Source organism: Thermocladium sp. ECH_B, assembly GCA_001516585.1.
GTDB lineage: Archaea > Thermoproteota > Thermoprotei > Thermoproteales > Thermocladiaceae > Thermocladium.
Genome location: LOBW01000003.1, coordinates 18,400 through 44,786 on the forward strand (window position 1 = coordinate 18,400; position 26,387 = coordinate 44,786).

The 26,387-nt window shown below is 50.3% G+C and carries 30 protein-coding genes, 2 tRNA genes and 2 pseudogenes; 22 read left to right on the forward strand and 12 right to left on the reverse strand.

The genetic code is table 11. The annotated features are described in order from the left end of the window. The first annotated feature begins 28 nt into the window (after positions 1-28). The 5 genes and pseudogenes from AT710_00785 to AT710_00805 all read left to right on the forward strand — a co-directional run bounded on the left by AT710_00785 (position 29) and on the right by AT710_00805 (position 4,226). Positions 29-1,216 (forward strand): hypothetical protein, encoded by a 1,188-nt coding sequence (locus AT710_00785; GenBank protein ID KUO93150.1) that lies wholly within the window; start codon positions 29-31, stop codon positions 1,214-1,216. Continuing rightward, positions 1,213-1,635 carry a hypothetical protein gene (locus AT710_00790; GenBank protein KUO93151.1) on the forward strand — a complete coding sequence of 141 codons (423 nt, stop codon included), beginning with the start codon at positions 1,213-1,215 and terminating at the stop codon, positions 1,633-1,635. Before AT710_00785 ends, AT710_00790 begins: the two co-directional genes overlap by 4 nt. Positions 1,636-1,692: 57 nt before the next feature. Beyond that, positions 1,693-2,031 (forward strand): sulfur relay protein TusE, encoded by a 339-nt coding sequence (locus AT710_00795; GenBank protein ID KUO93152.1) that lies wholly within the window; start codon positions 1,693-1,695, stop codon positions 2,029-2,031. After that, positions 2,028-3,311, forward strand: a pseudogene (locus tag AT710_00800). The gene AT710_00795 and the pseudogene AT710_00800 overlap by 4 nt, the downstream one beginning before the upstream one ends. A gap of 177 nt (positions 3,312-3,488) precedes the next feature. After that, positions 3,489-4,226 (forward strand): creatininase, encoded by a 738-nt coding sequence (locus AT710_00805; protein KUO93153.1) that lies wholly within the window; start codon positions 3,489-3,491, stop codon positions 4,224-4,226. Between the two features lie 74 nt (positions 4,227-4,300). Here AT710_00805 and AT710_00810 read toward each other — a convergent pair whose 3' ends face one another. Beyond that, positions 4,301-4,636 (reverse strand): DNA-directed RNA polymerase subunit M, encoded by a 336-nt coding sequence (locus AT710_00810; protein KUO93154.1) that lies wholly within the window; start codon positions 4,634-4,636, stop codon positions 4,301-4,303. A gap of 57 nt (positions 4,637-4,693) precedes the next feature. On the opposite strand from AT710_00810, the gene AT710_00815 reads away from it, so the two are divergent. Then, positions 4,694-5,179, forward strand: a complete 486-nt coding sequence (locus tag AT710_00815) for a 30S ribosomal protein S19 (protein ID KUO93155.1) — start codon at positions 4,694-4,696, stop codon at positions 5,177-5,179. Between the two features lie 38 nt (positions 5,180-5,217). Here the strand turns inward: AT710_00815 and AT710_00820 are convergent, their stop codons facing one another. Beyond that, complete coding sequence (locus AT710_00820; GenBank protein ID KUO93156.1) at positions 5,218-5,928, reverse strand: hypothetical protein; 711 nt, start codon at positions 5,926-5,928, stop codon at positions 5,218-5,220. A gap of 114 nt (positions 5,929-6,042) precedes the next feature. On the opposite strand from AT710_00820, the gene AT710_00825 reads away from it, so the two are divergent. Continuing rightward, a complete protein-coding gene (locus AT710_00825; GenBank protein KUO93157.1) occupies positions 6,043-6,489 on the forward strand; it encodes a hypothetical protein in 447 nt (148 codons plus the stop codon). Continuing rightward, entirely contained in the window at positions 6,486-7,472 is a 987-nt protein-coding gene (locus AT710_00830; GenBank protein ID KUO93158.1) for a hypothetical protein, read from the forward strand. Before AT710_00825 ends, AT710_00830 begins: the two co-directional genes overlap by 4 nt. Before the next feature lie 377 nt (positions 7,473-7,849). Here the strand turns inward: AT710_00830 and AT710_00835 are convergent, their stop codons facing one another. Then, positions 7,850-8,575, reverse strand: coding sequence for a hypothetical protein (locus AT710_00835; GenBank protein KUO93159.1), 726 nt, complete (start codon positions 8,573-8,575; stop codon positions 7,850-7,852). Positions 8,576-8,840: 265 nt separating this feature from the next. Between AT710_00835 and AT710_00840 the strand changes: the two genes are divergently transcribed. Continuing rightward, on the forward strand, positions 8,841-9,377 hold the full coding sequence (locus AT710_00840; protein ID KUO93160.1) for an RNase III inhibitor: 537 nt from the start codon (positions 8,841-8,843) through the stop codon (positions 9,375-9,377). A 357-nt stretch (positions 9,378-9,734) separates the two neighbouring features. Here AT710_00840 and AT710_00845 read toward each other — a convergent pair whose 3' ends face one another. Then, entirely contained in the window at positions 9,735-11,330 is a 1,596-nt protein-coding gene (locus AT710_00845) for a hypothetical protein (protein ID KUO93161.1), read from the reverse strand. A gap of 53 nt (positions 11,331-11,383) precedes the next feature. Between AT710_00845 and AT710_00850 the strand changes: the two genes are divergently transcribed. From AT710_00850 to AT710_00860, 3 genes are all read left to right on the forward strand, one after another. After that, positions 11,384-11,662, forward strand: a complete 279-nt coding sequence (locus AT710_00850; GenBank protein ID KUO93162.1) for a hypothetical protein — start codon at positions 11,384-11,386, stop codon at positions 11,660-11,662. Positions 11,663-12,107: 445 nt separating this feature from the next. Continuing rightward, positions 12,108-12,494 (forward strand): metallopeptidase, encoded by a 387-nt coding sequence (locus AT710_00855; protein KUO93163.1) that lies wholly within the window; start codon positions 12,108-12,110, stop codon positions 12,492-12,494. 47 nt (positions 12,495-12,541) lie between these two features. Next, positions 12,542-13,318 carry a hypothetical protein gene (locus AT710_00860; GenBank protein KUO93164.1) on the forward strand — a complete coding sequence of 259 codons (777 nt, stop codon included), beginning with the start codon at positions 12,542-12,544 and terminating at the stop codon, positions 13,316-13,318. Here the strand turns inward: AT710_00860 and AT710_00865 are convergent. Continuing rightward, a pseudogene (locus tag AT710_00865) lies at positions 13,315-14,630 on the reverse strand (transposase). The gene AT710_00860 and the pseudogene AT710_00865 overlap by 4 nt on opposite strands. Before the next feature lie 175 nt (positions 14,631-14,805). Here AT710_00865 and AT710_00870 point away from each other — a divergent pair. Further along, the gene (locus AT710_00870) at positions 14,806-15,222 is read left to right on the forward strand and encodes a hypothetical protein (protein KUO93165.1); all 417 of its coding nucleotides are present in this window, start codon (positions 14,806-14,808) and stop codon (positions 15,220-15,222) included. Here the strand turns inward: AT710_00870 and AT710_00875 are convergent. Next, positions 15,219-15,458, reverse strand: coding sequence for a hypothetical protein (locus AT710_00875; protein KUO93180.1), 240 nt, complete (start codon positions 15,456-15,458; stop codon positions 15,219-15,221). The genes AT710_00870 and AT710_00875 overlap by 4 nt on opposite strands. 169 nt (positions 15,459-15,627) lie before the next feature. On the opposite strand from AT710_00875, the gene AT710_00880 reads away from it, so the two are divergent. Next, a complete protein-coding gene (locus AT710_00880) occupies positions 15,628-15,999 on the forward strand; it encodes a nucleotide pyrophosphohydrolase (GenBank protein KUO93166.1) in 372 nt (123 codons plus the stop codon). 22 nt (positions 16,000-16,021) lie between these two features. Here AT710_00880 and AT710_00885 read toward each other — a convergent pair. Both AT710_00885 and AT710_00890 read right to left on the reverse strand, forming a co-directional pair. Next, positions 16,022-16,094, reverse strand: a tRNA-Val gene (locus AT710_00885). A 233-nt stretch (positions 16,095-16,327) separates the two neighbouring features. After that, positions 16,328-18,112 carry a dehydrogenase gene (locus AT710_00890; GenBank protein KUO93167.1) on the reverse strand — a complete coding sequence of 595 codons (1,785 nt, stop codon included), beginning with the start codon at positions 18,110-18,112 and terminating at the stop codon, positions 16,328-16,330. A gap of 128 nt (positions 18,113-18,240) precedes the next feature. Here AT710_00890 and AT710_00895 point away from each other — a divergent pair, with 128 nt between their 5' ends. From AT710_00895 to AT710_00930, 8 genes are all read left to right on the forward strand, one after another. After that, positions 18,241-19,749 (forward strand): glycosyl transferase family 1, encoded by a 1,509-nt coding sequence (locus AT710_00895; GenBank protein KUO93168.1) that lies wholly within the window; start codon positions 18,241-18,243, stop codon positions 19,747-19,749. Between the two features lie 50 nt (positions 19,750-19,799). Beyond that, positions 19,800-19,887 (forward strand) — tRNA-Leu (locus tag AT710_00900). A gap of 340 nt (positions 19,888-20,227) precedes the next feature. After that, a complete protein-coding gene (locus tag AT710_00905; protein KUO93169.1) occupies positions 20,228-20,422 on the forward strand; it encodes a hypothetical protein in 195 nt (64 codons plus the stop codon). A 377-nt stretch (positions 20,423-20,799) separates the two neighbouring features. Beyond that, positions 20,800-21,087 (forward strand): hypothetical protein, encoded by a 288-nt coding sequence (locus AT710_00910; protein KUO93170.1) that lies wholly within the window; start codon positions 20,800-20,802, stop codon positions 21,085-21,087. A 12-nt stretch (positions 21,088-21,099) separates the two neighbouring features. Then, complete coding sequence (locus AT710_00915) at positions 21,100-21,450, forward strand: hypothetical protein (GenBank protein KUO93171.1); 351 nt, start codon at positions 21,100-21,102, stop codon at positions 21,448-21,450. Between the two features lie 53 nt (positions 21,451-21,503). Beyond that, positions 21,504-21,839 carry a hypothetical protein gene (locus tag AT710_00920; GenBank protein KUO93172.1) on the forward strand — a complete coding sequence of 112 codons (336 nt, stop codon included), beginning with the start codon at positions 21,504-21,506 and terminating at the stop codon, positions 21,837-21,839. A gap of 327 nt (positions 21,840-22,166) precedes the next feature. After that, on the forward strand, positions 22,167-22,544 hold the full coding sequence (locus AT710_00925) for a hypothetical protein (GenBank protein ID KUO93173.1): 378 nt from the start codon (positions 22,167-22,169) through the stop codon (positions 22,542-22,544). 67 nt (positions 22,545-22,611) lie between these two features. Next, positions 22,612-22,851 (forward strand): hypothetical protein, encoded by a 240-nt coding sequence (locus AT710_00930; GenBank protein ID KUO93174.1) that lies wholly within the window; start codon positions 22,612-22,614, stop codon positions 22,849-22,851. On the opposite strand, the gene AT710_00935 is transcribed toward AT710_00930, so the two are convergent. The 4 genes from AT710_00935 to AT710_00950 form a co-directional block, all read right to left on the reverse strand. Continuing rightward, positions 22,848-23,198 carry a hypothetical protein gene (locus AT710_00935; protein KUO93175.1) on the reverse strand — a complete coding sequence of 117 codons (351 nt, stop codon included), beginning with the start codon at positions 23,196-23,198 and terminating at the stop codon, positions 22,848-22,850. The two genes, AT710_00930 and AT710_00935, sit on opposite strands and share 4 nt — an antisense overlap. 35 nt (positions 23,199-23,233) lie before the next feature. Then, the gene (locus tag AT710_00940; GenBank protein KUO93176.1) at positions 23,234-23,566 is read right to left on the reverse strand and encodes a hypothetical protein; all 333 of its coding nucleotides are present in this window, start codon (positions 23,564-23,566) and stop codon (positions 23,234-23,236) included. Further along, positions 23,545-25,485, reverse strand: a complete 1,941-nt coding sequence (locus AT710_00945) for a hypothetical protein (protein KUO93177.1) — start codon at positions 25,483-25,485, stop codon at positions 23,545-23,547. The genes AT710_00940 and AT710_00945 overlap by 22 nt, the downstream gene beginning before the upstream one ends. Next, positions 25,482-26,381, reverse strand: a complete 900-nt coding sequence (locus tag AT710_00950; protein KUO93178.1) for a hypothetical protein — start codon at positions 26,379-26,381, stop codon at positions 25,482-25,484. Before AT710_00950 ends, AT710_00945 begins: the two co-directional genes overlap by 4 nt. Positions 26,382-26,387: the final 6 nt, after the last annotated feature.

A 26,387-nucleotide genomic window follows, 5' to 3' on the forward strand; every position in this document is an offset into this window, starting at 1 on the left:
ATACGCATTACAATGCGTCAAGCCCCTCATGAAGCGGGTACTCATACTTGGAGCCGGCGCAGCGGGATTAATGATAGCGAATAGATTGGCCAGGGAATTAAGGACCGAAATAAGCAATGGAGAGGTGGAGGTGGCCCTTATGGATAAAGGATTCACTCATAAATTGCAGGCCGGCTTCACTTACTTACCATTCGGCATATTCAAGCCAAGCGACTTAACGAGGCCAATAAGAAGCCTAGTTAANCCCAGGATTAGATTAATGTTGGGAGACGTAGGCACGGTAGAGGAAATCAATGCCTGTGATAGGGTGGTGAAGACCAAGACCGGGAACATCAATTATGATTACCTCATCATAGCGAGCGGGGCCGAGTATGATTATGACTTCATAAATGGATTAAGAGGGGCCGGCTTAACCTATTACGATGAGGAGGGCGCAATTGCGATACGCAATGCATTACGGGGGTTCTCGAGAGGGACGATAGTGACCGTGGCAGTGGAGGCGCTCTATAAGTGCCCCGGTGCCCCCAATAAGTTTAACTTATTGCTGGATTCATATTTGAGGAATATACATGGCGGTAGGTCTGATATAAGTATCATAACGCTGTGGCCGACCGATCATGTTCATGCGCAGCGAAAATACCATAGGGCAGCCATGGAGGAATATGAGGCGCGCGGAATTGATGTTAGGCTTAACTGGATACTGGACTCAATTGATGCCGGGAACAAGACCCTGGTCTCCCTTGATGGGGAGAAAGTGAAGTATGATTTATTGATATATATACCGAAACATGTAGGCTCAACGCCGGCCAGGGGCTTAAGCAAGGATCCCGATGGGTGGCTAAATGTGGATAGGAATAGCCTTAACTTGATTATAGATAGGTTTAGGATTGATGATGTTTNTGTGGCCGGTGATGCTGGTCCACCCTGGATAACCAAGGCAGCATCAAATGCGCATTATGAGGCGCCAGTGATAGTGAGCAACATAATAAGCGATTTAGGTGGGCACGGGTATGGATATGGTTCATACTGGGGCGAAACCATTTGTCCATTTGTTTCTGATGCGCCTAGCTCCATTAATCATCAGGGAAGGGCTTGGATCCCCATTTGGACCTATGATGCGATAACGCCGGCCTTCAGGGGCATTGGTTATGGGTGGATGTTTAACCTAATGTATCTGGACATGTATTGGGATGTATTGGTGAGGGGATTGGTATGAGCGATGACTTGCTTAGATTATTAAGCGATGATAACGTTAGGGAAATCGCTAAAATAGTGGATAATATAGGTAAATATGAGTTATCGAGCGACGTCGTGGAGCTGTTGATGGCTGTGAAAATGATATCTAGGCTACTGAATGATAATATGATCCATGATGTGGCCCACGCGGTGGCCGCCGTGTTTAAGATCATTGATGCACTTGAGGGGAGCCAAGCAATTGATATCCTGCTTAGGGCACTGCAGGACCCAGAGCTAGATAGGAACATGGGATCCAAGGAGGCTGGCATTTATCAATTGCTGAAAAGCTTTAATGATCCAAGCTTCAGGACTGGGTTAGCCGTGATCGTGGAGTTAATTAAGGCAATCGGGAGATCCGCCTCAGCTTATAAATTAGCCGAACGTGAGTCCACACGATGATGCTGACGTGGGTAAGGCTTAACGTAAGCCAGCGCTGCACATCCTCGGTGGTACTGGATGTCCAAGGTAATAGAGGTCAACGGCAAGAAAATCGAGCTGGATTCCGATGGCTATCTAAAGGATCCCTGGAGCTGGAGCGAGGAGGTTGCCAAGATACTGGGGGAGGAGGAGTGCAGGGATCCGGAGACTGGGAAACCCATTATGACGGAGGAGCATTGGAAGGTGGTTAAGTATCTCCGCGAGTATTGGGAAAAGTATGGAACCTGTCCCCCAATACGGATGCTGGTGAAGGGAACTGGGATAAGTCTTCAAAGGATTTACCAATTATTTCCCAATGGGCCGGCCAAGGGCGCATGCAGGGTGGCGGGGGCACCTAAGCCAACAGGATGCGTATGAGGAATGCGCCCCGAGTAATTATTTCGGGCGTGCATGGGAAAAGCGGTAAGACAATTTTCACGACGTTGTTGATACATGACTTGGTTAGCCGCGGCATAAGGGTTAGGCCATTCAAGGTAGGGCCCGACTTCATTGATCCAATGCATCACGCTGCCGCATGCGGTTGCCCGAGCAGGAACCTGGATGAGTACTTGATGGGCATGGATGGAGTCAAGTGCAGATTAATGCGTTACTCCGACGGCGATGTATCAATAATTGAGGGAGTGCTGGGGCTCTATGATAGCGTGGATGGAGTGACTGAGACTGGGAGCACCGCTAAAATAGCGAGGGAAACCGGGACGCCGGTTATTCTTGTCATGGATGGCAACAGAACAAACAGGAGCCTAGCGGCAGTGTTACGTGGCTTTAGGGGGTTTGATGATGGGGTTAATATAGCGGGCGTGGCGGTGACCAATGTGACTAAGAGGCAGATAGATAAGTTAACTAGGCTTTTTGAGGGGGAGGGGGTTCCCATTGTTGGGGTAATACCTAGAAGCGAGGAAATAGAGCGGGACTTCAGGTATAGGCACTTGGGTCTCGTGCCTGTGGTGGAGGGGGGCGGCGGTGGGGGTTATGATCATTGGATAGATGTTGATGCGGTGCTTAGGATCGCGGGGGAAGCGTCGCCGCTGGAGCATAACTGTGGGGGTAATGAGGGGCCGCCTAAAACGGGGCTGAGGGTTGGCATAATAATGGATAAGGCATTTAGCTTCTATTACCCGGAGACCTTGGAGACCATTAACTCAGCGGCGGGGGAAGTAATCATAATAGACTCCATGAGGGATGGAGCGCTCCCCAATATAGATGCATTAATAATTGGTGGGGGTTTTCCGGAGGAGCACGCCGACTTAATAGAGAGGAATCGATCGCTCCTAGCCGATATCAGGCGATTCTCTGAGCGGGGCGGCTTCATTTATGCGGAGTGCGGTGGCTTAATGCTGCTTTCAAGTACTCTGGAGACCATTAATAACGAGGAGTACGGCATGAGCGGTGTAATAGATGCGTATGTCACTATGCTTAGGAGACCCGTGGGGCACGGCTATGTCGAGTCGGTGGCGATAATGGATACGCCCATGTTTCGGATGGGGGAGAACGTGAAGGGCCATGAATTTCACCACTCCAGGCTAATATTGAGGGAGAAGGCTGATTTCTATCTAAGAATTATTAGGGGGAGCGGGATTAATGGCTATGATGGTATAAGGAAAAGAAATACATTTGCTCAATACACCCATATGCATCCAGAGGGGCTAAATGCCGTGGGAAACGCATTGAGCAATATATGGCGAGAGAGAAACAAGTTCCCCTCGGGCCCCTCAACAGCTTAATCCCGCATGCAGTTACCGCCTCCTTACCATGAAGGGACTTATCGAATCGAGCATTAACACTATTTTTATTAATATCTAGGCCTATTTATAGTCATGAAGTGGTGGGAGTTATCACTTGATGAATTTAAGAATGTCGATAAATCAGTGGCCGTGCTGCCCGTGGGGATAATTGAGGCGCACGGCCCACACCTCCCCCTTGGCACGGATGCATTAATGGCCATTTATGTTGCGGAGAAGGCTACTGAATACNCCAATGTACTGATGCTTCCCCCAGTATGGTACGGCAACACGTATGTGCTGGATAAATTCGTTGGAACCATATCAATCGATCCCCGGGTACTGTATGAGCTATATAAGTCGATATTCATGGAGGCAGCGCGGAATGAGGTTGAGTACCTTGTGGTGGTTAATGGGCATGGAGGCAACATTGATGCATTAAGCATGGCAGCCAAGGAAGCGACGCGCAGCGTTGATTTAACAATTGTACTGGTTAATTGGTGGATTGATTTAGCGAAGGAAGCCAGGAAAGCAGTGCTGGAGACGCCGGAGGGGCACGCTGCCGAGGATGAGACTAGTGAAGTGATGGCNGCGTACCCATCGCTGGTGAAGCGAGTGCCCATTGATGGTAAGTCAGATGAGTGGGTTGAGTCCCGCTTCAGGATTTATGGTAAGCGAGTGTATGATGCTGAGTACCACTTCGCGGTGCAGGGGTACCCATCCAAGGCAAGCCAGGAAAAGGGGAGGAAAATAATGGATGCAGCAATAACTGAACTAGTTGCCCTATTAAATGATTTAAAGGTTGGGAGACTACCAATTAAGCGAGTCACGTGAGTATCTAAAATAAGTGATGTAACCACGCAGGGCATTGATGGGTGATGAGTGACCTAAATGCTGATTCCCTATAATTATTCATATTCACGCCACGAGTAGCCGCAGCGGGTGCATCTATAGAACCTGGTTGGAGGCTCATCCGCGGCCCTGGNTTGTTGTACCCAGTAATATGCCTCATCATTACCGCACTTGGGGCAGTAGGCCTTTATCTTCGGCAAGGATGATTCCTGGGCCTCTATCACTATTGGATCATCATTGGCCTTCTTCTCAATGATCATCCTATCGACGTGCCTGGTGGATGGGTCTATATCCTCCACATAGCCGCACTTGGGGCACCTATAAACAGTCTTGCCGTTCATTTTGACCGGCATCATCACGGACCTACACTTTGGGCAAAACTTTAACGGCATGGCTCCCAGCTCGTTTAGTAATATTTATAAACCTTACTAAGTACATGGATTCCGTATATGGTTAATGTCAAGGATGTTCCGCCCGACGCATTGATAAGGCGATTAGCCGCGTACCTCAAGGAGAACGTGCAACAAATGAAGCCTGCCCCCTGGTCGCTCTACGCTAAGAGCGGGGCTAGGAAGGATACTCCGCCTCAAAACATGGATTGGTGGTACATAAGGGCAGCATCGCTGCTCCGCAAGATATACCTAAATGATCCAGTCGGCGTTGGGAGCCTTCGAATGGCGTATAGCTACAGGGNACCCGTGGGCAAGAAGGCGCGAGCCCCAAGAACCAGGAAAAGCGCTGGGGCACCGATAAGGAATATACTGCATCAATTAGAGCAGGCGGGGCTTGTGACTAAGGTGCCGGGCAAAGGGAGAACCCTGACCCCGCAGGGGCGGGGCCTCCTTGATAGGATGGCCACTCAATTAGCTAAGGAACTAGTTAAGACGAGGCCTGAACTGGGGAAGTACATAACGCCTAATCAAACACAGCAATGACCTCCTCCCCCACCATTCGGCGAGGCTCATTACTTCTTTTATCGCGATGCCTTCTCGGCGTATAATCCATCCTCGGTCTCCTTAACTATGCGGAGACCAGCCATCCGCATCCTATTAATTATGCCGCGCCTAATGTCTCGTCCCCTATATTTCTCGCCGGGATGCGGTAAGTAGTGATACATCACTCCATTACGTTTCAATACTCTAGAGTACTCTCCATATATATTGGCGGAGAATAATTCCCCTGTGTCCCTCTTGAGAGTTGGTGGATCATGAATCACCACATCAAATGCGGAGTCCCTGAAGCGTTTAAGGGCGATCAACATGTCGGATAGGAGCAGATCGACCCGTGGATCCATGAAGGAGCGGCTATACTTATTATACCTAGATAATAATACAACGTTGGGGTCTGCCTCCACTGTGATCACGCGGCGAGCCCCGTGCGATAATAGGGCTAGAGTCACGTAGCCTAACCCACTGCAGCACTCGAGCACTGTTTTCCCCATTACCTTAATTGGCTTAATCTTGCCTTCAGCGTACAGGAGGGGATTCATTTTCAACGTGTGCATTATTATACCATCTATCACTAGAACCGGGGCCCAGTCCGGCTTTACTTGGCATAACTTATAAGAGCGGGAGCCGCCTAGGGCAAGCTTCATTCCATTAACATAAATCGGCTTACACTCAGCGTCGCTGCTCCAATCAATAAATGCGTCTCCCTGGATGGGGGCCCAATCCAATGAGAGCATTGATGGGTTAACATGATTCGAATAAAAATCTCTCGGGCATAGATTCATTGGGGCCTCGCTCCGGAATTGCTCATCTCAATAATTGATTTAAGCCTGAACCCTTGACTAGAATTGATGCAGTTCAGCAAGGAGGTGCGGGATCCTGTTCATGGCTGGATTCACTTAACTAAGGAGGNGGCTAACTTAATCGATGATAGCATGTACATACAGAGACTGAGGTACGTCGCTCAACTAGGGCTTGTCTACTTGACTTACCCCACGGCGAAATACACCAGATTCGATCATAGCCTAGGCGTGATGCATTTGGCTCATAGGATGGCGGAGGAGGCCGTGAGGAAAATGAGCGCCACGGAGCTTCGGAGAGCGAAGGAGGGCATGGGGATTCCAGNTGATGGGGTGGATCAAGTGCTTCAACACGTTAGACTAGCTGCTCTGCATCATGATGTGGGGCACCTTCCCCTGTCCCACACGCTTGAGGGGATACTGAGCAGCGACTCTGGTAAGGCGTGTGGGGCCGGGATTGACGGGGATTATTTGGATTGGCGAAGGAGCATGAAGTGACGGGTTACCTAATAACCATGAGGAACGATTTCCAGAAACTAATCGAGAATAACGTGGGAGGCATAAACATGGATACAATGAGGCGACTCGCATTCCCGAAACTAGNCGCGGGAGCCCCGCTTCACTCCATAATATCGAGTAGCCTCGATGCGGATAGAATGGATTACATACTTAGGGATATATACTTCACTGGGGCCGGCACCGCCACTAATGCCATTGACGTGGAGCGCCTCGTTCAATACGTGTACCTAGACGGCGATGAATTATTATTCGACGAGAAGGCAAAGCCGTTCCTGGAGGGATTCGCCATAGCCAGGTACAATTCGTATAAGTGGGTGTATTTCCATCATAAACCCCTCTTCTTCACTAAAATCGCTAGGGACCTATTGATGAAGATCGTGGGCAGCCACCCATATCCCTGCCTCCTCCTAAAATTCATTAATGGGNAGCTGGGGAATAACGTGGAGCTGCTTAAGATCACCGATGACTACTTCATTTCACTACTGCCGGAATTAGCGTCCGGCAATAATCCTATTCCAGAAGCCGTGATGCTGGCCACCAGGAAGAGCCCCTATAGAGCGCTATGGAAGAGGGATAATGATTATGTGGAGACAATGGGTAAACTATCTATTTGGTTGAATCAAGCACTGGATAAGCTTAGGGACAAGGCTGGAAATAGGCTTGAGGGGATCATTGAGCATGAATTAATTACCAAAATGAATTGCGGTAATGACTGCATAAAGACGATAATACCCAAATTCGATACTTCATTCAAGGCATTAGTGAGGGGCAGATCAGGCACCGTCACTAATATATGGGATGCATCCCCCCTCGTGCGCGCAATTGATGAGNCGTGGCAATCATCGCCCCACATATTCATATACGTGAACTCCAATTGCAATTGCACCAGGGAATCCATAGCGAGGAACCTAATTGATGTTGTGAAGGAATTAATGGAGAGGGAGACCATATCGCCGCCCTGAGAATTAATTGCTTTTGCCATTGACAAAAACTGACAAGACTCGCCCCTTCTAGGGGCGGGGAGGAGGACAGNGCACTGACATTAAACAACCCATAACTTCAGGTGTTGATCGTGAAGATCAATGTGAATTCCAATAATATTCTTGGTTCTTCAGGATAAGGCATAATCATTATCGTTTTGTTTTCTGTTTTAGAGACAGTATTTGAATTCTGACCTCCTCCCCGCCCTAAAGGGTGGGGGTTCCCCGAGGTCTTGGGGATTACGCCCCTTTATGGACGCTACTCGTTCCCCTCCCGAGCCGGTATTGCGGGGGTACGTCGGCCCCCACTCCCCATTCCCTAAAAATTGACCGGCCAAGAGCCCCATTCCCAGAGACTTTTAAGCTTTACCCCGCCCCTGAAGGGCGAGATTTGCCGTTAGTTTTATCACGTAAATAATTAGTACTATTAAGGCAATTTCTCCGGCTTTCCTTAATCCAAGCAATGCATCCGCGAATATCCAGGACGCGTAGTATGAGGCGTAGAACGCTAAAGCCACTGGGCTAGGCTTGGGCTTGAATCCAGTGCTTGCCCTGAATGCTGAGTAAATGACCAGGGATACAATGAACCAACCCACGAAATTAGTTAAGGGAACCCCAAAGTATTGCCCCCTCNCGCTCCACCTCCAGAGACCAAGGGGACCGGAGAGAACTGGATCGAATGCTATATCCAGGGCAACCATGCCGAGTGACGCCAAGTAATAATTGCCGGCCGCCTCCATAGTGAAGTAGGCAAGGGATGACCAAAGGAGAGGAATGAAGAGGGGAACGCCGAGCATCATTGGCCCCATTGCTGACGTGTAGCTATATGACCCGAAGGGAACCCCATAATGAACCCCCACGTACTCGAATAGGAATGAAATGATGGAGGCAAGCGATAGAAACACAATGGTTCTCCGCGTTCCCAAGGCAATTATGGAATTAATCATATAAAATAGTATGAAGAACATGGGAGACCCAAGTAATCCAAACACCATTCCAATGACTCGAGGAAGGGGGAAGTAACTCAATAGAAGCGATGCAACGTAGAGGAAAGCCAAGGCCCACGCAGCTTCACGCCTATCCATGAATGTGATTATAGGGGAGCCAATTAAACATTCTGACCTCTTCCCCGCCATTTGGCGAGGGTTACCCGAGGCCTCACGGGGTTACACCCCTTTCACGGGCGCTACTCGTTCCCCTGGCATTGAAGGGAAGCCAACTACCCCGCCAGCACCAGGGCTTAGGCTTTACCCCACCCTAAAGGGCGAGGTTTGTCATCCATTATCATGGGAACCAGGCTATGGTTCCAGCGTCAGTAAGGTTTAAATTTTTCCTTGAAACAATTGAATTATGAGGACGAGTCTGGGCAATGTTACCCTTGAATTAATCGAGGGAGACATAACGGAGGCGGACGCGGATGCCATAGTTAATGCCGCTAATCCCTACCTGGAGCATGGGGGAGGAGTGGCGGCAGCCATAGTTAGAAAGGGGGGATGGGAAATACAGGAAGAGAGCCGGAGATACGTGAGGGAACACGGCCCAGTCCCCGTGGGGGGCGCAGCAGTAACTGGAGCAGGTAGGCTACGGGCAAAGCACGTGATTCACGCCGTGGGGCCGCGATGGGGCATAGACCCACCTGAGAAGCTTCAGGAAGCCGTGATTAACTCACTGCGGCTCGCCGATGAGCTTGGCCTCAGGAGCATAGCGTTCCCCGCAATATCCACCGGGGTGTATGGGTGGCCCTATGAGGCGGCGGCGAGGGAAATGATTAAGGCAATCAGGAAAACCGTAAACGCTCTCAAGAACATCAATAAGATAATGATCTACCTCTACGGCAGAGACGCCTATAACGCGTTCATGGATGCATTTAACTTGCTGGAGGATTGAAGGGGCTCTCCACACATCGCCCGGGGATTTCGATGCTTCATCTTCATTTATTTGCATCTGAATGGGTCCGACTCATTCAAGCTTTTACGCTCATCCCTTTCGGGAACTTCATTGAAAAACCGCATTGCATGCCCCCATCCGCTGCATTAAAGCCCATAACATTGATGACCGGCAATTGGGGAACCCCATTCTCATCGCTTGCCTCGCCCATCATGCCGAGAAAGGGAAATGAAGATGAGGGGGAGCCGCCATGATCCCCAGAACGAATCGATGATCATTCTTCTCGCCCCATCATTCCCCCTTCCCAAAGCCTCCATCATAGAATGAGGCGTCGTAGATCCCCCTCTTAAACGGTGCTTATGGGCAATCTGGAGTCGCGAAGTCTACCGCATAGATGGGGGTTGGATATTGCGTGCTAACTTGACTTATCTGAGGGGACCCGCTTGGATTGTATTGAAGCACGAAGTACACGCTGCCGCCGAACGCTTCCTCCACGTAGCCATTAGTCAATGGGTAGCATATAACCCCACGACCGAAGTACACGGGAGACGCCGCAGTATTAATAACGCTCGGATTTACCTGCCAATCACCTTGTCCATCGATCAGCCCGAATCCGATTGGGTATATGCCTCCGGTTCTCGTGGATTCGGGTGAACAGAATAGGTATGGGTTCTCCAGTCCTATGGACCACACCAGGTTGGAGGTGCCATCGTTTCCGGGACCCGTAATGGTTAGGGATGAGACTAGGGATGCTATTGGCTGGGATGGATCTGAAGCCGTCGCTGCCTCGAATAGGTATTCCAGCGTTTCTTGGGCGAGCGATATTGCTAGCTCTAGATCGGAGCAGCTGAACCAAGAGCAGGACGTATCGCTCGGCTCCGCTGCCCCATATGAGCCCGACCAAGTCATGTATGAATTGTAGCCATTCTCACTATCGATGCTTAAGGCAGTGGTCATGTTTATCCCCACGTTATAATATCGAAACTCGCCTGTGTTGCCGTAGGAATTACTACTAGCCACTTGTATATTATTAAATCCCATATAATCGGTATAAATGGTATCGCCTACTGGACCATTAGCAGTTATTATACAATAATCAATACTATATTGATCACCAGTAGATACATCTCCACTAGCCACGATGATCTGCTCCCCAGTCCCAAACATAAATACATTGCTATTACCATTTAACGGTAATTTAGTTTCACCACATGGATCCTGATTTATATATGTTGGATCGCTTGTGAAGTTTAGAATTAGGATGCGAGAGGCGGCTTTGGCTTGCCCCGCCCACTCGTTTATCAATCCATTAATGGTAGCGGTGTAGTAATCGCGGATCTGGACCGGGCTCGCTATTAAGTAATTCACGCCGCCGAAGCCCACTATGTAGGCCGGGCCATTCACCGCCATGACGGGGTACCCAATCACCTTACTGTGGCGCTCGTCTCCCCACGCCACCGCCACCACGTTCTCCAGGAGCGTGACTAACTTGGGGTTAGCGGTGTAAAGCATCACGAAGTCCCCCCTCCCCATGGGTCCCTCCAGTACGTCCGCCAAGCGGCGCAGACCTACCCTGAGGGATTGGTTCACGTAGTCCCAATCAATGACGAGGACGGAGCCATTGGGTAGTTGAGGCACTTGGTCCAGCCCTATTTCCCTCACGGAGCTTTGGGGAGAGACATCCAGGGAGGAGGCAAAGGAGGTGGGTCCAATTACGTAGGCCGTGGAAAGCATTAATGGCTGCTGCGCCGGCGGCTCCAGCTGCATCGGCTTGGCGACGCCTAGCTCAATTCTCAGCCAGGCGTAGCGCGTCTTCATGATCATTGCATTGACCGCGTTGGAGAAGCGGGGGTTGGACACGTACTCGATCACGAATGTGGCGGTAATGAATAGAATTATAAGGAAGCCAATAAATAGCCACGCGTCCCTATTGCCTGGCTTTGGCTTGCCCATGTATTAATTGAAATAACCACGGATATAAACTTTTTTTTGGGGGTTCACCCAGAATGCACGCCCCGGGGTATCGCCCTCATCGGGATGCAGAGCAATTCCTGTGCCAAGTCGTGACTCCTTCCGAATCCNATAAGGGCGAGGCTCAATATCTATTCCTGGCCCCACCATTTGGCGAGGGCTCCCAGAGCTTNTGGGTTACGCCCCCATTCATGGGCGCTACTCCTTCCCCTGGCATTATGGNGATTGGCCCCCATCCCCGTTCCCCAAGGATTGAGGGGAANCTAATTACCCCCACTAATCAAGAGCATAACCCCACCGCTCTAGCAGACTAAAAGGCGAGGTTTCTAGTTCTTTTTACCAATGTTCTTCCCAGCGGGATGGTATATGGTGAGTTTCTTGGGAGAGGNNGGGAATCCTTGCCTTTGATGAGTAAAATTCAGAGCGCAGTATGGTTCATCAGGGATAATTCATGAATTTTGTTTGCCTCATACTGCGTTACCATTAATTGGACACGCAGTGAAAACAATTAACTCCAAACCCCAAGAACGAAGACCATTCTTCTCAGCTGACCCCCTCCCCGCCCTGAGGGGCGAGGTTTATCGTCCGTTTTATCAACTTGTTCCCTGTATATAATGGAGTGCCTCATTATTTTTGTGGGAATCATATATTTACGTGTCCACTTAGTGGTAACGCAATTGATCACTGGCCTCCACGCATCACTAGACTTATCCTCATTGCCGCAGTATAGAAAAAGGGGGAGAGAGGCGCGGGGGATTAATGATTCTTGAGGAGGCGGCTGATGTTGGAGAAATGGCTGCAGGCATAAATGAGTTACTTGGGCTTGGGCTTAACTTGGAGCGGGTTGCGTTCATTAGGAGCAGGGGATCCAGAAGCTTGGCGGTGGCTCGGACGTTCGGCGCCCCGATTCAGTGGAGATTCGTCTTAAAACCTCAAATACTTTACATTATTGAGGTTATATCCGAGAGATTCGATTCATTGAGTTGTGAGGATAAGGCCTATGTGATACTTCATGAATTGCTTCATATACCTCCACGAATGAGCGGGGGGCTGCGGAACCATGGACACCCAGCCTTTAGGCAATTAAGCAGGAACAGGGGGAAACTGAGCGAGCTATGTAGGCAGCGCTGCAATGATCGGCAATGATGAAGTGATTTCTAAAGTTTAAAATGGGCTTCCCAAGTTCGCCGTGGATGAATCGCAATTTTAAGTTGGTTACTATTGAGATGGGTGTTTCCAGGTTTGGAACATCGGCCTTCGACTTGATGGTTATGTGGATCCTCCTGCACTACACTGGCTCGGCTTTTCTCGCTGGGCTTGGGGACGGCATGTTATCGCTTCCCCTTCTCCTGAGCTTCATCGTGGGAGCCATCGTGGATAAGTTGAGGCGGAGAAAATTAATCGCTGAGGCAGCGGCCGGTGTTAGGAGCATAGCGCTGATTCCCATGATTATGGCAGTTATGAGGGGCCCCGAGATCCTGGTCGTGGCCTCATCATACGTTGTGGCATTCCTGCTTGGAATGACGTCGGATATACTTAACTCCATTAGAACTACTTGGAGCAAGGAATTCCTGGGGGAGGATGAGTACAAGTCCGGCAGCGGATCCTATAATGCTGTGGGTTCATTGGCGGAGGCGATTGGCTTCGCTGTTCCCGGCCTCCTCCTGGGTATTGGGTACTCGCTGGCCATCCTATCGCTCTTAATGGTATTCCTCTCATCCATTATCCCATTGGCATTAATTAAGGCCAAGCCATCAATCTCAAGCGAGGGCGGCGTTTCCTCCTCTATCCGGGAAGGGCTTGTCTTCATTAAGGGCAACGCATTCATGCTTCAATTCATAGTGATTAGCCTAGCCGCGAATCTGGTCTTCGGCATGTCTGGAATACTATTCACCGACTTAGTTGAGGAGGAGTTTAAATTGCCTCCCATCTACATGAGCATGCTGTTACTGACCTCCTCCCCGCCCTAAAGGGTGGAGGTTCCCCTAGGGCGGTTCATTGGTTCGTGGTTCATCGCCTTCATCCTCACCACTTCACAGCTGGTGGGATTCACCCACCCCGCTCCATTCGTCCAGCGATAGACCACGGGCTGGGTCTTCAACCCATTACCCCTATCCCTCATCACGGAGAGCCCCCCATCCACGGATCCCAGGGACTCGGGGATATATGAGATATTCCTTGCACCATTCAAGTCCGCATTAATGACCACCCCAATGCGGGGACACTTAAACAAACCACGCTTAACACGCCCACCTTCATGGGCATCCCCGCATAGGGAACAATCCTTTGATGTGTTTGGTTCGGGAACACTAATTACCCTAATTCCCAATTCCTCCCCAACATCCTCGAAGCGCCTAATAGTGTAGTTATAGCTCCAGAAGTTTGATGTAAGCTTATTACCACGCCCCCTAGCAATGCCCTTCGGATAACCAACAACAACCTCACCCACACCCCTAACAATTAGCTCCCCCATTATCTTCCTAACCATGCTATTCAGGGCGTGCTTCAGGAACCTACCCCTCTTATCATAGAGGAGCCTAAGCCTCCTGCTCGTCCTTTGCCTATGCCTGGCTAGAAGCTTCTGAACGCTACGTATCTTTTTGCTGTAGTTCGTATTGGGAGAGGACGCCGCCGCCCTTGAATAGGAACCACGCACCATCCTCAACATAGACCGTGGCTAAATTAACGATCCCCCAAATCCACCCCAGCCCTCGCGTTGCCCTTGGCCTCGGCTACAACCTCGACCTCCATTGGGATGTGGGCATACCAACTCCTCCTAGCCTCATCATGAATAATCTCTAACCTACCCTGTTTCCCGCGCCATTTTAGTTTCCCTTTAAACCTAAGAGGGAGTTTAAAGTCCTTTAGGTATATTGTTCTTTCGCTTTCGTTAACTTCATAACGATCGTTCCTAATGAAGATCATCAACTTGTATTCTCCGTCTTCATCCCTCCAGTAGCCCGGAGGCCTTGGCTTGAACCACCTTGGCAACTCCCCCTCCTTCTTCTCCCTAATTAGGGAGAAGCTCCTCCAAGCCTCGGCGTTCTTCCTAGCAACTTGCTGCGCATTAACCCTTAACGCGTGCTTGTACTTCTCGTATACCTCCTTTTCCGTCTTATTGAAGTCGACTTTTTCTCCCTTCTTGAATTGTTGCGTCCTTAGCCAATTCACCTCGTTCCAACATTTCGCCGTGACTATGCCTAGTTCCTTCAGCTTCTCATGCGTTTCCTCATCCACCACTAGTTTAACTACGTTAGTTCTTCTCGTGCCCACACCTCTCATGCTCCTCGATGAGCCTCTTGATCACATCGTCATAGGTCTCCCTAGGGTGGATCTTCAGCCTCCTCAACTCCTCCTTGGTATCCCTCCCAACCCTAATCGGCTCAGTGACAGGCATACCACAGAGGTAGAAAACAGTAGCTTAAAAACCTTACCCCGCCCCTAGAAGAGGCGAGGCTTGTCGCTCGTTTTGTCAATACTTGGCTCAATAATGGCCACTAGGCTTAGGGGAAGCGTGGGTATTATTTCTGCAATAGCCATGGCCATCATGGGGGCCGCGGCGGCATCCATCGGCTTCATAGGCAATGTTTACTTAGATGAGGCGCCCACGGCAGTGATAGGGGTTGCTCTGGGGGTAATTAATGTAGTAACTGGGGCAGCCATGCTTAAGGCGGTTCCGAGCCAAATGATGGCCAGGGCCCAGGGCGCGATCAATACATTCGCATTAACTGCCACTTTTCTCTCCGGCGCCGTTGGGGGCCTAATAATTGATGTCGCGACGCTGAGGGGGGCATTCCTCGTGGTGGGCGTATTCCTAGCAATTATTGCGGTGATAATAACTCGGCTTAAGGCAGTGGCCAGCATATCGGTTTAAGCTCTGTTCCCGTTAGTGGCCTCAAGCAGCTTAGCCAGTACCTCGCTGGTTTCCGGGAATCTTCCCTCCCTATGCCTGGAGAACACTAATTCATCATTGATGAATACGTCGAAGACGCCGCCGCTTCCCGGCACCAACGTTATTGAGTCAATTGATGGGCCGAGGCTCAGAAGCTCATCGGCCAACTTCACCGCTCGCGGCTGAAACTTGCAGGGCCTGCAATAAACTATTTTAATGCTAACCATGCATCTCCCTGGATCCGGGGCCTAATAATGCTTGATCCCCATGTTCATTGCGAGAGATGAGCCGCTAGGTGAGGCGGCAATGCGGGTAGCAAGTCTCTTACTTAGCATCAAGGGGGAGAATAATTGCTTATTATATTAATTAGCGCTGGCCCCTAAGTGCATGAGCGTCACCGATTCAACAACTAATTTGGAGTACTTAAAGGAGAGGGTGCGGGAATTCTGTGAAGCCAGGGATTGGGATCAATTTCATAACCCGAAGGACCTGGCAATAGGAGTAGTGACTGAGGCGGCGGAGCTCCTTGAAATATTCAGGTTCAGGAGCGAGGCGGAGAGCGAGGAATTAATGAGGAACCCGGAGGCAAGGGAGGAGGCGGCAATGGAGATGGCTGACGTCCTCTTCATGCTGCTTAGGTTCGCGCAGAAATATGGCTTTGACCTGGCTCAATCCCTCCTCAGGAAACTAGAGATAAATGAGGCGAGGTACCCCATTGAGAAGGCGAAGGGAAGAAACATTAAATATAATAAATTATGAGGATTCAGTTGAGGAATGGAAGTGGGCCCGCCGGGATTTGAACCCGGGACCTCTCGCGCGTGAGGCGAACGTCCTAGCCGCTAGACCACGGGCCCTGCATGGGTTGTTCCTAGGCATTTTTAATTTTTACCTAGTGCGACTAGCCCTCCATTAACCCCCGCTCCGTGGCGAGGCAATGCTTGGAGGCAATTTTTATAAATTCACATGCCGACTCGAATCAAAGCCCCGGTAGCTCAGTCCGGCTAGAGCGACGGGCTGCAGGCCCAGGTTGAGACCCGTAGATACGAGGAAGTAGCGGAAATCCCGGATGGGGCTTCCCAGGGAAGGTTCAAATCCCGGCCGGGGCTCCACCATGCTTCTTCTCGATTATCTTTACCGCGACCCCATTAAGGAGCGGCGTGCCTCCATACTTACCCTTCTCTGGACCAATGAGGGAATTAATGGGTCTCCCATCTAAGTCCATTAAGGCGCTCTTAGTCATCCAAGCCACGCCGCTTGGGGTTCCCTCATCCTTAACGGCCCTAACCCTGGCTCTGCCATACTTGGACTCCACCTCAACTATTCCCTCAATGTCATGCGTGTATAGTATGGGCTCGGGGGAGCCGTAAACCTCCTTGAATTGGCTATTAGTGTAGAGGGGGTGTGACGTGAAGACCAGAATCAAGTCCCTCCCTGGAGGCGAGGGACTCGGCAGGGGGTGTGCGCTGGGCTTCCTGGGCCTCGGCCTATTCCTTATTGGCGCTATCTTCTTCTCCATTAATTCAGCCACCGTCACTCCAGTGCCCCTTATCGCCACATCAACTGCCTGCAGCGGCTCCTCGATTATGAGGGGGTGATCGCCGAGGACTCGCTTCCCCACCTCCTTCACGAGCATTGTCTCCGGGATCCCCATGGGGTCCTGAATTGGTTCATTGAGGACTAAGTACTCATGCCAATAACTATACACCACATCCATTTTCTCCAGGAAAGTGGGGGCCGGGATCACTATGTTAGCCAGCCTAGCCGTCTCGCTCCAATACGGGTCGTGAACCACGAGGGTTAATCTCCCCTCCTCCACTGCCTCCCTCAACCTATCGGCGCCCGGGAGCGAGTGGATTGGGTTAGAGTTCCACACGAACATTAAGTCAAAGGCCCCCTCCCCAGCCTCATACGCCACTTCAGCCATCCCAATCACCCTCCCGGGGCGAGCGATATGTAGCCCCCTCAGGTAATTGAAGTCAATGCCCCAACCCAGCGAGTTGGAGTAATAGAATCCACGCTCCATGCCCAGGAGCGCCGGGATAAGGGATATCAAGCCAATAGCGTCTCCACCATTCCTAGTCCTCCCCAGGGCAAAGCCTATTAATGTGAGGGGGCGGCGCTGGGAGTAGTACTCCGCCAACCGCTTAACACTGCTCCACCTGAGGCCCGTGTACTCGCTTATCTCCTCATCACTGTACTTCTCCACGAATCCCCTTAACTCGGGCAATCCATCTACATCCCCCGTGACGCTCCCCATCCTGAATAACTCCTTGATTACCCCAATGGCTAGGTACACATCACTGCCTGGACGCACAATTATCGCTTCATCGGCCTTCCTAGCCGCATCGCTCATCCTCACATCGATGACTACCTTATATGCATTCCTGAGCGCGACCCAGCCATGAATGAAGCTGACGCTGGCCGGCACTCCCCATAGAACCGCCGCATCATATCGTTGGAACTCGCTCGGCAATGCGCCGAAGCTAGTGCCGTAGTGGGCGGCAATGGCGGCATGCCCCTCCGCGCTGCATATAGAGTAATCGGTTTGGGACGCCCCTAACGCATTCCAGAGCCTCGCTGGGTAGTACCAAGTGAGGAGTCCTTGATTACCGTCGTAATCCACGTGAATTATCCTGGAGGGGTCACGCCTCGCCGTTTCCCTCACTAGGCGAGCCAATGCATCTAGGGCCTCCTCGAGGGTGGCTTCTCGCCCATCTATCATGGGCGCCTCCACCCTATTCACCCTATTTCTCCGTAGATCGGCCCTGCCCCTGGCGCACGTGAATCCATTCACTGGGAACATTGGGAGCGGCCGATAATTGCGGTCAAATATGCAGGTATCGTAGCAGTCGCGGGGGCAAGCTATGACCATGGGGAAGCGGGATAACCACGCCCATAAATTTTTTCTCCCAGTTCCCAAGTGGACCCGAGTGGTTATAGTTAATGCATTCCCCCTGGGTGCACCGTAAAGCCTAAAATAAAGAGTATACTCTAGGGGTCATGACTATTGTAAGCGTTACCCCGGAGATAGCGCTGGATGAGGGATTCACGTATGCTGGAGGCCTAGGCGTGCTCGAGGGGGATAAATTCTATGCAATGGCGAGGCGAGGAATCGATTACGTGGTAATAACGCTTCTCTATAGGGAGGGCTACGTTGATTACTCATTCAGCGACGAGTTAATGCCGAGGCCGCAGCCCCAGCCCAAGGAGTTCCTGGAGAAGCTGGTCAAGGTGGATAGCGCCGGCATTAGGCTTAGGCATAGGAGGGTTCTCATCGATTTCATGGAGTATAGGGTGGGCAAGGCGAGGGTCGTCTTCATTGATCCAACGTCACCCATGTGGGCGGCGAACCTCGTGGATAGGGTCTATATTGAGAAGAGCCTTGAGGATAAGTTCGCCAAGTACGTCCTCCTGGCCAAGGGGGCTGCGGAGTACATAACCAGAATCATCGGCATCAATAATGTGGAGATAATTGATTTACAGGAGGCGTACACCGCGCTTCTCCCCCTCGTGCTTAGGCTTGAGCCGCGGAAGTATAGGCTCATAATTCACACGCCGGGCCCCTGGGGCCACCCCTCCTTCCCGAGGGAATTCTTCGAGGATGAATTCGGCTACTCCTTCATCTCTAACCCAGTCATACTGACGGAGCTGGGGCTCAGCATGACTGGCGGAGGCGTCGTGGTTTCGGNGAAAATGATGGACGTGGTGAGCAAGGTGATTCCGCACCACATGCATAAGGTCACCTACATAACTAATGGAGTGGATGAGGAGCGGTGGATTCATCCGGCAATAGCCGGGGCTAGGGGCATTGAGGAATTGGCGGCGGCTAAGGCCAGGGCCAGGGAGGAGTTGTTGGGCGTAATCACTAGGTATAAGCAGGTAAATGCGGGGGATAGGCCCATAATTGCCTGGAATAGGAGGATCACCAAATATAAGAGGCCGGAATTCATTCTGGACTTTATAGAGGAGGAACAGCCGCGGGACGCCGTCTTCGTGCTCGCGGGGAAGGCTCACCCCGATGACTCATATGGGCTCGAGGTGATGAGGCGAATGAAGCAGGCCGCCCTTAATTACGAGAACGTCGTATTCATGCCTGACTACGGGATTCAATTAGCGAAGCCNATAGTGGCCGGCTCCTCCGTAATGGTGTTCACGCCGTTCCCAGGCTGGGAGGCATCCGGCACATCCTTCATGAAGGGCGGGCTAAACGCCACTCCTGCCCTATCATCCAGGGATGGGGCCGCGGTGGAGTTGATAAAGGATGGAGAGAATGGTTGGCTCTTCGGAAGCGACGTGAGGGAATTAATAGATATAGGCATCGACGCCAGGGCCAGGGATATCAATGAGAAGGAGTACGAGGATTTCGTGGGCAAATTAAAGGCGATCATCAAGATGTATCACGACGATAAGGCCGGGTTCCTTAAGGTAATGATGAATGCGAGAAATAGCTTCATCAAGAGCGCCCCAATAACCAATGCATTAGCCAAGTACTACCCGGGCAAGCTATGACCGAGCCAACGGCTAAATTTAAATAGTGCAACGGCTAAGGGGAATGAGAGGCGGGGGTACCCGAGCATGGTCAAAGGGGGCGGGTTGAGGTCCCGTTGGCGTAGGCCTGCGTGGGTTCAAATCCCACCCCCCGCACCAGAGATTTTAGGGAGTTTTGTAATAATACTAAATTGCATTGATGCATTGGATGACTTCAAGACAAACATTTTCAACTACCCACGTAGGAATTGTAGGTTTAGGGTTGAGGCTGGCTCAGTCATTGATTAGTTGTTAAGTGCCAGGAGCGTCTTCACGGTATATGGGACGTTCAGGGTCGGTATTGAGCACGTGAGCACCTCCGTGATTAACTCGGGCGGGTTGAGTGTTGGGTTGGTTCCGACTATGTTAAGGCCTCCTTCGAGACCCCACCCTGCTCCAGTACCCTAGGCACCCGAGGCTTGGTGTTAGGGATAGCGTACATGCCCTATACTCGCACCCAGTGATCCCCATACTTAGCCTACTCCGTAGGTGGAATGCATACGAGAGGTTCGACAAGGTTGGTTTGCCCCACGCGATTTACGCGCCGTATGAGCTTAGGGAGGTTAACCACTCGATAAGGCCCGTGACAATAAGTGTTGACAAGAGGAGGACGCGGAGGGTTCATTGGTTGGTTAATACTGAGGCCAGTAAGTAGGAGTGGGGCTAGGCTTAGGAACTACATGAGGCCCCTCGATATGGCTAATTACCTGGGTGTCAGTAGGTCAACAAGCATTAGGTCTGGGGACGGTTAGAGTCACGCCGATAAAGCTGGGTAATACTTATAATTCTCAATAAACGCGTAAATCAATGGGTTGGAAACTAGCCATACTAAACACCGTAGGCACAAGCATACTAAGCAACNTGGAGAGATTAGCGAAGGATTGTGAATTAGATAGTAGGAAGTTAAGCCAAACCCTCTGCCAATTACTGGGCAGGATACCATAGAATGCCTTACCCACCGATCCAGTCCAGGAAGAGTTCCTAAAAAGAGCCACGCCGAGCGATCCAATCTTTAGGGAGGTCCTCGAAATCGTGAGCAGCGACCCAGGTAAATTCAGTGCGGAGCTTAACTCATTGATTGCGTTCTTCAACTCCCTACCATCTAAGCACAGCATTGATGAGGTCGAGGTCTACCTATACCCAACGGACACGGGCACTGCAAGGTTCTGCGCAAACATAATCCACGAGGTAGTCAGGGAACACGGAAGTAAGTTGTTTGGAATCACGAAGGTCATACCATGCAAGTCGATTAAAGTTAAGGGCTTCGGCACAGGGCCCATGTTCTTCAGAGAGGGCTTAGTTGAACTCATCGATGGGTAAGCTAGGCTCATTGTGAATAAGGCTAGACAGGGCTTCAAGGTCGTCGTCAACGTGACAGCAGGCTTTAAGCCAGAGACAACATACACCGCCTTGATAGCCCTATTGTCTTGTGCGTGGAAGGTCATTTATACATACGGAGGTTTTGGAGAAGTTGTTGATTTACCAATACTGCCGATAGGCATTAGGCAGAGGTACCTGGATGAGTTAGGTAAGGTTGGCAATGGGGCGCCGAGGTACTTACTTACTCAGCAGGGCGTGGATGTCGAGGATTTGATAGAGAGGAACTTGGTTGAGGAGAGAGATGGCTTTGTAAAGCCTAGGGAGTGGGTGAAGAAGTTATTGGATGTCATCAATGAGTGCTGAGCTTATGCCAACATATTTATAAGATTTTAATAAAAGTGAGCGAAAAGATTTCTGTGCGTATTTACCTGGCCTCGTGGGACAACCCGTTCGAGTGGGATGAGCCGAGTACCGCCGTGAGCCAACAGATAATGTGTACCGTTCCTACACGGCACTACCCCCTTATGGTTAGGGAATTTGGTGTAGATAAGGCGATTATCGTAGCCCTAGATAGCGTGGTAACGGCAAGGGGACGGAATAAGGTGGACTTCGAATGCGCTAGGGCAAACCCAAGGCTTAAGCCAGATGAAGACTCCAGTATAGTAATGCCTAGGGAGGTAGAGAACTATGGGGGTTGGGTTAAGGCTGCCTTTGAGTACATTAATTGCGTGGCCGTTAACTCAATAGAATAGATAGGGATATTGCTGATAAGGTTAAGGTTGTTATTGCCCCATACATTGGTATTAGGGAAGTTAAGATTAGGGATAAGGAATGTCTCATGTTTAAATACGGAGTCGGCGAAGGCGTTGAACCCAGCACATACCTAACCTACGCCCTAGCCGGTACTCTTAATGCAACTTGGCGAGCACCTTAATGATGTTAAGGAGTTTATTATTGATATCACACTTGGCGTAAATTACACACCATTCTTGACAGTTGAACTAGCCAAGATGATTGCATCGCTGGCATTGAATTAGCATAGCACCGGTTACGTTGTGGGGATCCGTATATACAATGCCGTGGAGGTTGGATCTGAGGGTAACATGAGAGTTTTCTATGTGTGCAACATAGATGAGTTAAAAGCGAATAAATACTTGGACCCAGTAATTACAGCTACACACAATGGCGGTCTCAGCGAGGATGAGACGACGGTCATTGGGGCACTAATTATGAATGGCCCAATAGCCCTAATACACTCATGCATAGACCTTGTTGAGTTCAACGAAGCAAGTTGGATCACCGATGATTTGAAGTATGAGGGGCTTCTGCAATCTGTGAAACTGAATAGGACTAACGGTGGCTATGAAACATCACTAATGGGTTTCACGAAACCCGAGGTGACCTATGCTAAGGTCTTTACGAGAGCTCTATGCACATCGCTACTTGGGCAAACTTAAGGAAAGCAAACCCCCAGCTGATGATGGTTACATTCTCATTAATAAAAGGAGCTTATAATGCCGTACTTTGAGAAGCCATCGAAGGCGTCTGAGGTTATTGTTAAGTAAGAGCTTAATAGATGGGCAGAAGAAAATGGATAAGGATGAGTTGAGGAACTTCATAGTCCACGCGGGAATCATCCTTGGCTCTACATGTGTGGACACTGCTAAGTTTATTAATGAGACGTTTGACAGAAAGGCGGTACGCTGCAACTGGAAACTCATTAAGGGCTTCGTAGTGAGGCACATAGGTGATATTTTAGGTTAAGACTTAATTGTAACCATGAAGAAGGCGTATAGCCCCTTATTGATTATCTCGTCGACTTCCTGCTTTGTCAACTCTCTGGTTTGATTTAAACGCCCATAAAGTAGTTGGAACACCACGAGAACGTCGCCCCTGCCCAGCTTTATGGCAGCCCTATTTACTGCGACATTCATGCCCAAGATTGAGGAAGCAATAGCCGCGGTTAATTCGTGACCCACCACACTGACGAAGCCCCGGGACAATAATTCCCTAGCCTCCTCGGCAGTTACCCTCCTAACTTTTATAGTAACTTCCCCGTCCTCCTCCGGGAGCATTTGGAGGCTGAATGCCGTGCTTAGGTATGTAGTCATGCCTCAGCCCATTCGTTGCGTAATTAAAGGATTTCCTACGCGGGCATTGTTTGCTGCTTTTCGAGTAATTGCCTGTATAGGTTAATCCTAGCCACGACAATGCCTAAGTCGTTAAGTAATCCATCCAACGCCTTTAGCGTCTCTTGGCGGTTGTCCTGGTCCCTCAATATGGGTGCTAACGTATCCGCCACATTGCTTGGNTGTAGGTTCTTGGGTAGCTCGTTGAGCATGCCCTGTGCATTCCTGCCGTTTCTGTTTATGAGGTAGACGTAGTTAATCACTTCATGTACCAGGTCACGCCTTAATTCGTTGAGTCTAGTAAGATCTTTGCTTCTATTCTCATCCCTCACACCCCCCTCATTTCCCACAGTAGGTCGTACATTCTTGTCAGGTGAATTGTCACCTTATACATCAATGTCCTACTTGCCTCACCCTCCTCGTCCTCCAATTCGCCTGTCCATGCATGTTTTTGCTCGATATAACTAATCACATCCCTAACCCTGTCGATGCTTAGTATTACCGGTGACTTGCCTGTGTTTAGTAGGTACACTAGTGATTTGTCCCTACCCATATCCTTAGCACTGTTAAGCCTTTCCTCGGTATAGCGCCAAACCAAGTATATTGGTAACTTCACGTCGTGAACCATGGCGCCACCTGCCACGTTTATCCCAAATTCATTAGCCCTCCTAACTATCCTAACCAAGTAATCAAGTGCATAATGGTTGCTGACGACGACTAGGTCATCGCCACCGCTGTATATGATGAAGACGCTGTCGCTGTAGTTAGGCGTGTTCATGTAGAGCATTGCGCCGTATACATCAAATATCGTTATGAGTAATTGACTGTAGAGTACGTACTGGGCAGCGCCCAGTTTCGAGGCCTCCCTCTTTAGATCGCCCATTTTGTTGGCGTCAGACTTTATGGTTACGGCTACGCTGCCTAAATCCTCGAAACTCTTTAATTCACCGAATTCATCGGTTGGCATGCGTGTATTTAGGAAGAACAGCGTATGTCCCGCATTGATTGCGTTGTTAATGCTCAGCCTATTGAGGTCGTAGATTATCCGTGGCACAGTCCCGAGCCTAACGCCTTCGAGGCAAACCACGTAGTTAATCCCAATTCCTATTGATTCGCACCCAAGTTGGTTAACTGGGTTCGCAACCTCAGCGAGCATGCCCAACCTCCTACTCACCCCACCTATTCTGTGGGCTAGGGCGCAGAATGGGCATAGTGTTTGGTTATCCACGTGGCTGGGCCTCTCGGTGGGCATGTGACACATATCGCATAGATCCTTGCCGTTGATTATGAATTTCTTCCATTTACCATACCTCCTATTATCACGTCCACCATAGGCTTCCCTAAGGACGCCACCGAAGTCATCAACAATGTTGTGCACCCTGGAGTGAGCCACCACAACCCTAACCCTACTCTCAAACTCCCTCACAACCTCATCCTCTATTTCCTCAATGACGCCGTTGAGTACGTCCTCATCAATTGCTGGGATGAGCATCACAACCTCACCGCCGGTATCGACAAGTACGTTAACCGGACTCAACGTATCAACCCCCAGTTTCCTATTTGTGTCCCTGATGAACCTCGTTGCTATGGTGTGCTGTAGTAGGTTTACGAGTATTGACCTACCCTTCAACTGCCTCATTGCCTTCTCAGTCCTGTTTATTCTACTAATCATGTCCTGAATACCGACTATGTCGGCAACGACTATGGCGTATTTATCCTTTGAAATCGTGGTGGATGCGTAGGCAGCTGCTGCGTGTGCAACCGTGTAGGCTGAGTAGGTGTTACCATTGCCGCAGGTTGAGTAGGGGACGTAGACCAGCGTTGATTTGGCGATCGATAGTAGCGTCGTAATTAGCGCCTCCCAATCAAGCCTAAGTCCCCCAAGGCTCTCCATGTGCCTGTCCAGTTCATTCACTATTTTGACGTAGTCATCCCTAGCCCTAGCACCATTAATCACCACATTCATCAGCAATGCCGGCCCAACACTAACCTCCCTCTTGATGAACGGTACCCTCAACGGCTTATTAACATCGCACTCACCTTGATCAACAACAGACCCACCAATGGCAACCCCAATGTACCTAAGCACCTCCTGAGATCCCAATAGGTTGCTTACCTGGTCTGGATCAATGCCGGCGGATCTCAGTGCGTTGCTTAGAATCTCGATGTAATGCTTGGCATTACTTATCGGGTCACCGCCGCGTGCCCTTGACCTAACCCTACCCATTACGTAAAGTATTACAGATACCACGAGGGATTTGGCACTCATGGAATCACCCTAACACAAACCCAACCCACTGGTTCATTATTGACGAGCCTAATTGTTGAGTCACCCCACACCTTGCCCAGCTTTGATGATACGTAATTAGTGACATCCCTAAAGAGCGCGGGATCCAGAGACTCCAGGAGGTTAAGCATGGTCTTCCACCTCCTACCAACTCCATAACCAACCCTAATGGGTAAACCATCACCACACTCAGGGACTCTAACGCCCCTCCTGGACTCTAACGCCACTAGGTCCGTGCTGAACTCGCGGAGGGCCTTGATTAGATCTGGATTGAGGTATTCGCGCCTCTTGTCGATGATTAACTCATACCTAATAACAGTACCAGGCCTCAGTCCCAGTGCACGTATTGAGAACTTGCCCTCACGATCCCTGATGCAATAAACGCCGCAATCGTTATGCTTTGGCTTGGTTAATTGTTTAATGATCACCTTATTCATTACGTTATACGGCGCCTCCTTCNCCTCCTCCTCGTACAGAACCTTATCGCTCACCACCAGGACCACATTATCCTCAGCATCTATCGAGACCCTATTCAGGGCAACACCCTCACTGATTCTCTCCCTAACAATGTCCAGGAACCTGGTCCTCTTTTCAGCATCGTTTTTAAGTAACCAGTATAGGTAAGTCGTCCTCAGGAAACCCTTAACCTCACTAGCCGGTATCCCCTCAGGGTTGTGATCAAGGACCTCGCCCGAACCGCACTGCTCCTCGACACTGTAGAGGCGGCTTGAATACTTCATGGGGTCCCTCGTCACGAAATCCCTAATGAGCGAGTCAAAGCTCACCCTCGGGTTCCTAATGACTTGGTCTATCGGTAACTTATTGAGGTCCAGTACGTATAGGTTATTATTGAGTACTACGAAATCGATACCCTCCATTAACCT

Coding starts and splice junctions, on each gene's coding strand:
- AT710_00790 (KUO93151.1), top strand. CDS start 1,213: ATGAGCGATGACTTGCTTAGATTATTAAGCGATGATAACGTTAGGGAA.
- AT710_00795 (KUO93152.1), top strand. CDS start 1,693: ATGTCCAAGGTAATAGAGGTCAACGGCAAGAAAATCGAGCTGGATTCC.
- AT710_00820 (KUO93156.1), bottom strand. CDS start 5,928: ATGCTCTCATTGGATTGGGCCCCCATCCAGGGAGACGCATTTATTGAT.
- AT710_00840 (KUO93160.1), top strand. CDS start 8,841: ATGAGGACGAGTCTGGGCAATGTTACCCTTGAATTAATCGAGGGAGAC.
- AT710_00845 (KUO93161.1), bottom strand. CDS start 11,330: ATGGGCAAGCCAAAGCCAGGCAATAGGGACGCGTGGCTATTTATTGGC.
- AT710_00855 (KUO93163.1), top strand. CDS start 12,108: ATGATTCTTGAGGAGGCGGCTGATGTTGGAGAAATGGCTGCAGGCATA.
- AT710_00860 (KUO93164.1), top strand. CDS start 12,542: ATGAATCGCAATTTTAAGTTGGTTACTATTGAGATGGGTGTTTCCAGG.
- AT710_00880 (KUO93166.1), top strand. CDS start 15,628: ATGAGCGTCACCGATTCAACAACTAATTTGGAGTACTTAAAGGAGAGG.
- AT710_00890 (KUO93167.1), bottom strand. CDS start 18,112: ATGGTCATAGCTTGCCCCCGCGACTGCTACGATACCTGCATATTTGAC.
- AT710_00935 (KUO93175.1), bottom strand. CDS start 23,198: ATGACTACATACCTAAGCACGGCATTCAGCCTCCAAATGCTCCCGGAG.
- AT710_00945 (KUO93177.1), bottom strand. CDS start 25,485: ATGAGTGCCAAATCCCTCGTGGTATCTGTAATACTTTACGTAATGGGT.